Raw genomic sequence first — 7,774 nt, 5'->3', positions numbered from 1 at the left:
GGCGAAGTACGGGCTCTCCCGGACCGTCCGGGAGAAGCTCTCGTTGCACCGGCGCAGGGCCGCCACCAGCAGCTCGTCGAGCGAGGCGAAGTGATACGTCGTCGAGCCGAGCGGCACGTCGGCCTCGGCGGCCACGGTGCGGTGGCTGAGCCCTCCGATGCCCCGGTCCGCGACGACGCGGAGCGCCGCGTCGATGATGCGTTCGCGGCGCTCGGGGTCGTACCGCCGGGCCATCAGTGGGCTCCTCCGAGATTGAGGACCACGACCCCCGCGACGACCAGTGCGATGCCGGCCAGCTTGACGAGGTTCGCGGACTCGCCCATCCAGAGGATGCCGATGGCGGCGACGGCCGCGGTGCCCGTCCCCGCCCAGATGGCATAGGCGGTGCCGATCGAGAGCGTCTTCAGGGTCTGGGCCAGCAGCCCGAAGGCCAGCACGTAGCCCGCCACCGTGATGAGCGAGGGCCACAGCCGGGTGAACCCCTCGCTGTACTTCATGGCCGTCGTCCCGGCCACCTCCGCCGCGATGGCCGCGGCCAGCATTCCGTATCCCATGCGTACAAGCGTACACATCCTTGCGTACGGCCGTACACAACGTGTGTGTGCCCCTGTTGCGACCGGCCGGGGCGGGATTCGGCCCCGCCCCGGGGCGCTACGGTGTCCGCACCGATAGGACCGGATGACAACCGGACGATACGAACAAACGGAGCAGTGGTGACGCAGGACGCAGGGTGGGGCGGGGGCGCCTACGGGGGCGCGTACGGCGGAAGCCCGTATGGAGGGCCGCCGGGGTGGGGCGGCTGGGTGCCGCCGCCGAAGCCGGGGGTGATACCGCTCGCCCCGCTGAGGCTGGGGGACGTGCTGGGCGGGGCGTTCTCGACGATGGGCAGGTACTGGAAGCAGTTGTTCGGCCTGGCCGCCGCTCTCTACGGCGGCGCCGCACTCCTGATGGCGGCGGCGGTGGCCGTCGCCTACTCCGCCGTCTCCGAGCACCTGGAGCGGGTGGTCTCCCTCGACCACGACGAAAGCGCCTCGTCCGCGGACGTCGTCCCGCTCGTGACCGCGGGCTGCCTCCTCGTGTTGCTGGGCATCGCCACCATGGCGGTCGTCTCCGGCCTGATGTACGCGGCGGTCCCGACCGTGCTCCAGGAGGCGGTCCTGGGCAGGCCCATCACCCTGGCGGCGGTCTGGCGCAGGGCCTGGGCCCGGGTCGTTCCGGTGATCGGCACCCTGATCCTCACCGCCCTGTTCGCGCTCGTGCCCGTCCTGCTCCTCATGGCGGCCTTCGTCGCGGTGATCATCAGCCTCGTCACCATGGACAGCGACGGCGGCGCCGGTGCCGCCATCTCCCTGGGCGTCCTCGGCGCCCTGATCACCGGACCGCTGGCGGTCTGGCTCTGGATCAAGGTCTGCCTGGCACCGGCGGCCGTCGTCTTCGAGGGCCAGCGGCCCGTCGCCGCCCTGCGCCGCTCGTCCCAGCTGGTGCGCGGCGACTGGTGGCGGATCTTCGGCATCACGCTGCTGGCCGGCCTGATGGCGGGTGTGGCGGGCTACGTCATCCAGATGCCGTTCTCGATCCTCGGCCTGTTCCCCGGCATGATCGGGTCGGCATCGCTGGACGAGGACCCGAGCGCCACAGCCGTGGTGGTCATGATGAGCGGCTATCTGATCGCGACCCTGCTGGGGCAGCTGATCAGCCAGATCATCTCGACGACGTTCCCGCAGCTGGTGGCCGGCCTGCTCTACGTCGACCGGCGGATACGGACGGAGAACCTGGGCCCGGTCCTGGCCGAGGCCGCGGGCGTACCGCAGCAGGGACCGACGGCACCGCCGTACGGGGGCGCCCCGCGGTGGTGACCACCCCCTGACCACCGGGTGATCCCGCGCGGGGCCGCCGCGCTCGTCCGTGCCCGTGCCCCGCGCGACGGCGTTCCCGGCGAGCACCGTGGTGCAGGCAACGGCAGGCGAAAAGGCCCCGTCCACGCCCCACGAGGGCAGAGCGTGGACGGGGCTCGCGACACCCTCACCGCTCCTGAAGGAAACGGCATCCCAGTGAAGGGGCGGACCGGGGCGGGAGCAGGGCACGTCTGCCCGCTCAGCCTTGTTCCGGTCGGGAGTGCCGCTGTCCGGCCGGCCGGATCATCGGTGCGACCCGTCGACCGGGTCCGTCACCCGCCCCTGCCGCACCACGTCGACGCGGTCACGGGAAGGACGGAAACCTGGCGACAAGCTGTGAGGACGTACCCGACGAAACCCCACAGCGCGAGGCCGGCGACTCGCCGCCCGTGTCCGGCACACGTTCCGCGCGAGGACGTGGGCCGGTCGTCCGGGGCAGTTTCGGGGCAGCCGCAGACCGTATGCGCGGCTTCCGGGCCGGCGCCCCGGCACGTGGCCGCTGCGGCGCCGTCGTCACTGGTGCCCCTCAGGGTGGCGTCGGAGGAAGACATTGCAATCGGACACCGTGGTCATGTCGCCCCCCGTGCGGGCGCGATCCCGAACGTTCGCCAGCTCAACACAACAGGCGCACCCCGCCACGGGTTCCGGTTCCGACCGATCAATTGCGTAAGGCAGTTCAACGATCCCAGTGCTGTACCTCGTTGGCTCGCTCATGACGTGATCATGATGGCCATTGCCGGGACGGGGGAACCTCGTACGTTTCCCACTTCAGGACGTCCCGCAGCAGGTAGAACGTCCTCATGAAGAACGAACGACTACGGGCCACCATGGCGGCAGGCGGGTGGACGCATTCAACTCTTGCCGCTGCAACGGGAGTCGACCCGAAGAGCGTAGAGCGCTGGGTGAACCTGGGACGCGTACCCAGGCGAGTAACCGCCATGAAGGCCGCCGAGACGCTGAGGGAGGACGTTCACGCACTGTGGCCCGCGCTTCGGCAGGCACGTGCGGCAAGGGCAGTCGGTCCGGAATTGGTCGCGCTCTACGACCAGCGGGCAGACCTCCCCATTTCCGAGTTCGTCGATCTGATCTCCCAGGCCCGTGAACGGGTAGACATTCTCATCTATGCCGCCGTTTTCCTGCATGAGGCGTACCCCAGGCTGAACGACCTGTTACGCGAACGGGCCGAAGATGGATGCACGGTCCGTATCGCGTTGGGCGACGCAGACAGCGAGAACGTCCGACTTCGTGGCAATGAGGAGAAGTTCGGACACGGCATTGAATCGCGCTGCCGACTTGCGCTCATGCACTACCGGCCGTTGTCAGGGGTACCCGGTATTGAGCTGAGGACGCACGGAACAACGCTCTACAACAGCCTGTACCGCGCCGACGATCAGATGTTGGTCAATGCGCACGTGTGGGGCGTGAACGCTTACGGCGCTCCGGTATGGCACCTCCGGCGGAATACCGAGGGCGGGATGTTCGACACGTACGCCGAAAGCTTCGGCGCGGTATGGAGCACGGCGACGACAGTGGAGGAGGACTAGGAAGTGGCTCGCACGGAGTATTACGACGATGCCGACGCACCCGAGCCGAACAGTCTCGTCGTCGCTGCCTCAGCGGTGGTGACCGACGACAAGGGACGCATCCTGCTTCAGCGCCGGAAGGACAACGATCTCTGGGCACTGCCGGGCGGTGGAATGGATATGACCGACTCGCTCCCCGGAACGGCCGTGCGGGAGGTCAAGGAGGAGACAGGCTACGACGTGGAGATCACAGGGCTTGTCGGCACGTACACGGACCCGCGCCACGTCATTGCGTACAGCGATGGCGAAGTACGGCGGCAGTTCAACGTGTGTTTCAGGGCGCGCATCGTGGGCGGGTCACTTGCCGTGTCCGATGAGTCGACCGAAGTCCGCTTCGTAGGCCCTGCCGAGATTGACGCACTGCCGATGCATCACACCCAGCGGCTGCGTCTTCAGCACTTCACAGACAACAGGCGGACCCCGTACCTGGGATAGGGGCCCCTGAGCCCGCAGAAGCCCCGTGGACAGCCCGAGAACAATCGCCAGGTGCTTGCTTGCGGGGCTTCACGGGGGCCGGTGCCGGGAACGGGGTGGCCCCTGCGGACCCGGCCCGCCGCACCGAGGCATGGCGCCCGGAGCATGTCCAGAGCCGGTGAACAGGAACGGCCGTGCCCACCGGAGGCATCGGCGGGCACGGCCGTACTCGTTCCGCGAGGAAGTGGACCGGAAAACGGTCACCTGGCGGATCTGTGTCTCAGACGTTGAAGCCCAGCGCGCGAAGCTGCTCGCGGCCGTCGTCGGTGATCTTGTCCGGGCCCCACGGCGGCATCCAGACCCAGTTGATCCGCAGTTCGCTGACGATGCCGTCGGTGGCGGACTTCGCCTGGTCCTCGATGACGTCGGTCAGCGGACAGGCCGCGGATGTCAGCGTCATGTCGAGCGTCGCGATGTTCGCGTCGTCGACGTGGATGCCGTAGATCAGCCCCAGGTTGACGACGTCGATCCCCAGCTCGGGGTCGACCACGTCGTACAGCGCCTCGCGGACCTCCTCCTCGGAGGCCGGCTTGGTGGTGAGGGTCTCGTTCTCGCTCATGCGGTCTTCCCTTCGGACAGCGCCTGCGCCGTCGCGTCCTTCCACGCCATCCAGCTCAGCAGCGCGCACTTGACCCGGGCCGGGTACTTGGAGACACCGGCGAACGCGACCGCGTCCTCCAGCACCTCCTCCATCGCGTCGTCCGGCTCCAGCTGCCCCTTGGACTGCATCAGTTCCAGGAAGGCCTCCTGGATCTTCTGCGCCTGACCGAGCTCCTTGCCGACCAGCAGCTCGTTGAGCACCGAGGCGCTGGCCTGGCTGATGGAGCAGCCCTGACCCTCGTAACTGACATCGGCGATGGTCTCGCCGTCGTACTTCACGCGGAGCGTGATCTCGTCGCCGCACGTCGGGTTGACGTGGTGCACCTCGGCGTCGCCGTCCCGCAGGCCACGCCCGTGGGGGTGCTTGTAGTGGTCCAGGATCACTTCCTGGTACATGGAATCAAGCTTCACCAGTCAACCCTCTGCCGTCTAACCGAAAAAGTTCCGCACGTGCTCCAGTCCGTCCACCAAGGCGTCGACCTCGGCAGGCGTGGAGTACAGGTAGAACGACGCTCGCGTCGTCGCAGGAATTCCGTACCGCAGGCAGACCGGCCGCGCGCAGTGGTGTCCGACCCGGACGGCGATGCCCTGCTCGTCGAGCACCTGCCCCACGTCGTGGGGGTGGATGTCGCCGAGCGTGAAGGAGATCGTCGCCCCGCGGTCCTCGGCCGTCGCCGGGCCGATGATCCTGAGGTCGGGGACCTCCAGGAGCCGCTTCACCGCGTACCCGGTGATGGCCTGCTCATGGCGGTGGATGTTCTCCATGCCGATCGCGGAGAGGTAGTCCACGGCCGCGCCGAGGCCGACGGCCTGCGCGATCGGGGGCGTACCCGCCTCGAACTTGTGCGGCGCGGGGGCGTACGTCGAGGAGTGCATCGACACGGTCTCGATCATCTCGCCGCCGCCGAGGAACGGCGGCAGGTCCTCCAGGAGCTCCTGCCGTCCCCAGAGCACGCCGATGCCCGTCGGGCCGACCATCTTGTGGCCGGTGAAGGCCACGAAGTCGGCCTGCAGCGCCTGCACGTCGAGCACCATGTGCGGGGCGGCCTGCGAGGCGTCGATGCAGACCAGCGCGCCGACCTGCTGGGCACGACGGATGATCTTCTCGACCGGGTTGACCGTGCCCATGATGTTGGAGACCAGGGTGAAGGAGACGATCTTCGTCTTCTCCGTGATGATCTCGTCGATGTTCGACAGGTCGAGCCGGCCGTCGTCCGTAATGCCGAACCACTTCAGCTTCGCGCCGGTGCGCTGCGAGAGCAGCTGCCACGGCACGATGTTGGAGTGGTGCTCCATCTCCGTGGTGACGATCTCGGTGTCGCTGTCCACCCGGTAGGGCTCGTCCGCCCAGCCGAGCATGTTGGCGACGAGGTTGAGCGACTCCGAGGCGTTCTTGGTGAAGATCACCTCGTTGCGGCTGGGTGCGTTGATGAAGGCGGCGACCTTGTCGCGGGCGCCTTCGTACAGCGCGGTGGCCTCCTCGGCGATGGTGTACACACCGCGGTGGACGTTGGCGTTGTGCCGCTCGTAGTACTCGTTGAGCGCGTCCAGGACCTGGCGCGGCTTCTGCGAGGTCGCCGCGCTGTCCAGGTACACGATCTTCTTGCCGTCGTGGACCGTGCGGTCCAGGATCGGGAAGTCCTTGCGGATCGCCTCGGTGTCGAGGAGGCCGGAGAGCCCCTGTCGGGCATCAGTCACGCTGAAGCGCCCCCCTTCGTGTAGGCCTCGTAGCCCTCGTTCTCCAGCTTGTCCGCGAGCTCGGCGCCACCGGAGGCGGCGATGCGGCCGTTGGCGAAGACATGCACGTAGTCGGGCTTGATGTACTTGAGGATGCGTGTGTAGTGCGTGATCAGCAGGGTGCCGACCTCGCCGGTCGCGCGCACCCGGTTCACACCCTCGGAGACGGTCTTCAGCGCGTCGACGTCGAGGCCGGAGTCGGTCTCGTCGAGAACCGCGATCTTCGGCTTGAGGAGCTCCAGCTGGAGGATCTCGTGGCGCTTCTTCTCACCGCCGGAGAAGCCCTCGTTGACGTTGCGCTCGGCGAAGGACGGGTCCATCTGGAGCTGGGCCATCGACTCCTTGACCTCCTTCACCCACGTCCGCAGCTTGGGGGCCTCGCCGCGGACGGCGGTGGCGGAGGTGCGCAGGAAGTTGGAGACCGAGACACCGGGGATCTCGACCGGGTACTGCATGGCGAGGAACAGGCCGGCGCGGGCCCGCTCGTCGACGGACATCTCCAGGACGTCCTCGCCGTCCAGGGTCACCGTGCCACTCGTGATCGTGTACTTGGGGTGACCCGCGAGCGAGTAGGCGAGGGTGGACTTGCCGGACCCGTTCGGGCCCATGATGGCGTGGGTCTCGCCCTGCTTCACGGTCAGGTCGACGCCCTTGAGGATCTCCTTCGTGGCGTTGTCGGCCTCGACGGAGACGTGCAGGTCGCGGATTTCAAGCGTTGCCATGGGTGACTCAGGACTCCTGGGTGACGGAGACGAGCACATCGTCCCCTTCGATCTTTACGGGGTATACGGGGACGGGGCGCGTCGCGGGAAGACCGGACGGCTTGCCGGTGCGGAGGTCGAAGCTCGATCCGTGCAGCCAGCACTCGATCGCGCAGTCCTCCACCTCGCCCTCCGACAGCGAGACGTTCGCGTGCGAACAGACGTCGTTGATCGCGAACACCTCGCCCTCGGTGCGGACGACGGATACCGGCGTGCCGTCGAGCTCCACCCTCTTGGGGGTGTCGTCCTCCAGCTCGCTCAGCGCACAGGCTTTGACGAAGGCCATCTCAGACCGACGCCTTCAGCTCGGCCTCGATCTTGTCGAGGAGCCGGGCCTCGACGTCCGGCAGACCGATCTGCTGGACCAGCTCGGCGAAGAAGCCGCGCACGACGAGTCGGCGGGCCTCCTCGGCCGGGATACCGCGGGACTGCAGGTAGAACAGCTGCTCGTCGTCGAACCGGCCGGTCGCCGAGGCGTGGCCGGCGCCGACGATCTCGCCGGTCTCGATCTCCAGGTTCGGGACGGAGTCGACACGCGCGCCGTCGGTCAGAACCAGGTTGCGGTTCATCTCGTAGGTGTCGGTGCCCTCGGCGGCGGCCTGGATGAGCACGTCACCGATCCAGACCGTGCGCGCACCCTCGCCCTGCAGCGCGCCCTTGTAGAGCACGTTGCTGGTGCAGTTGGGCACCGCGTGGTCGACCCAGAGCCGGTGCTCCTGGTGCT

Annotated in this window: 12 protein-coding genes; 3 read left to right on the top strand and 9 right to left on the bottom strand. The window is 67.9% G+C overall.

The window, feature by feature from the left end; translation table 11 throughout:
• Positions 1-234 (bottom strand): TetR/AcrR family transcriptional regulator (locus VN520_RS16790; RefSeq protein WP_325747729.1); only part of this gene is annotated, 234 nt, incomplete at its 3' end.
• Complete coding sequence (locus VN520_RS16785) at positions 234-554, bottom strand: multidrug efflux SMR transporter (protein WP_325747728.1); 321 nt, start codon at positions 552-554, stop codon at positions 234-236. The genes VN520_RS16785 and VN520_RS16790, both read right to left, overlap by 1 nt.
• 159 nt (positions 555-713) lie before the next feature.
• Between VN520_RS16785 and VN520_RS16780 the strand changes: the two genes are divergently transcribed.
• On the top strand, positions 714-1,856 hold the full coding sequence (locus VN520_RS16780; RefSeq protein WP_325747727.1) for a hypothetical protein: 1,143 nt from the start codon (positions 714-716) through the stop codon (positions 1,854-1,856).
• Between the two features lie 552 nt (positions 1,857-2,408).
• Here VN520_RS16780 and VN520_RS16775 read toward each other — a convergent pair.
• Positions 2,409-2,609: a hypothetical protein gene (locus VN520_RS16775; protein ID WP_325747726.1), complete on the bottom strand. Its 201-nt coding sequence runs from the start codon at positions 2,607-2,609 to the stop codon at positions 2,409-2,411.
• Positions 2,610-2,695: 86 nt separating this feature from the next.
• Between VN520_RS16775 and VN520_RS16770 the strand changes: the two genes are divergently transcribed.
• Positions 2,696-3,439: an XRE family transcriptional regulator gene (locus VN520_RS16770; RefSeq protein ID WP_325747725.1), complete on the top strand. Its 744-nt coding sequence runs from the start codon at positions 2,696-2,698 to the stop codon at positions 3,437-3,439.
• Between the two features lie 3 nt (positions 3,440-3,442).
• The gene (locus tag VN520_RS16765; protein WP_325747724.1) at positions 3,443-3,913 is read left to right on the top strand and encodes an NUDIX domain-containing protein; all 471 of its coding nucleotides are present in this window, start codon (positions 3,443-3,445) and stop codon (positions 3,911-3,913) included.
• Between the two features lie 259 nt (positions 3,914-4,172).
• Here the strand turns inward: VN520_RS16765 and VN520_RS16760 are convergent, their stop codons facing one another.
• From VN520_RS16760 to VN520_RS16735, 6 genes are all read right to left on the bottom strand, one after another.
• Positions 4,173-4,511 (bottom strand): metal-sulfur cluster assembly factor, encoded by a 339-nt coding sequence (locus VN520_RS16760; protein WP_014045248.1) that lies wholly within the window; start codon positions 4,509-4,511, stop codon positions 4,173-4,175.
• Complete coding sequence (gene sufU, locus VN520_RS16755) at positions 4,508-4,963, bottom strand: Fe-S cluster assembly sulfur transfer protein SufU (protein ID WP_325747723.1); 456 nt, start codon at positions 4,961-4,963, stop codon at positions 4,508-4,510. Before sufU ends, VN520_RS16760 begins: the two co-directional genes overlap by 4 nt.
• 18 nt (positions 4,964-4,981) lie before the next feature.
• Positions 4,982-6,250, bottom strand: coding sequence for a cysteine desulfurase (locus VN520_RS16750; protein WP_325747722.1), 1,269 nt, complete (start codon positions 6,248-6,250; stop codon positions 4,982-4,984).
• Complete coding sequence (gene sufC, locus VN520_RS16745) at positions 6,247-7,011, bottom strand: Fe-S cluster assembly ATPase SufC (RefSeq protein WP_325747721.1); 765 nt, start codon at positions 7,009-7,011, stop codon at positions 6,247-6,249. Before sufC ends, VN520_RS16750 begins: the two co-directional genes overlap by 4 nt.
• A gap of 7 nt (positions 7,012-7,018) precedes the next feature.
• The gene (locus tag VN520_RS16740) at positions 7,019-7,336 is read right to left on the bottom strand and encodes a bifunctional 3-phenylpropionate/cinnamic acid dioxygenase ferredoxin subunit (protein ID WP_033303091.1); all 318 of its coding nucleotides are present in this window, start codon (positions 7,334-7,336) and stop codon (positions 7,019-7,021) included.
• A gap of 1 nt (position 7,337) precedes the next feature.
• Positions 7,338-7,774: SufD family Fe-S cluster assembly protein (locus tag VN520_RS16735; protein WP_325747720.1), on the bottom strand; the 437-nt coding region annotated here is incomplete at its 5' end.

The sequence above is a fragment of the Streptomyces sp. genome, assembly GCF_035563135.1.
Classification (GTDB): Bacteria; Actinomycetota; Actinomycetes; order Streptomycetales; family Streptomycetaceae; genus Streptomyces.
This window is presented reverse-complemented; position numbering and strand designations above follow the sequence as displayed.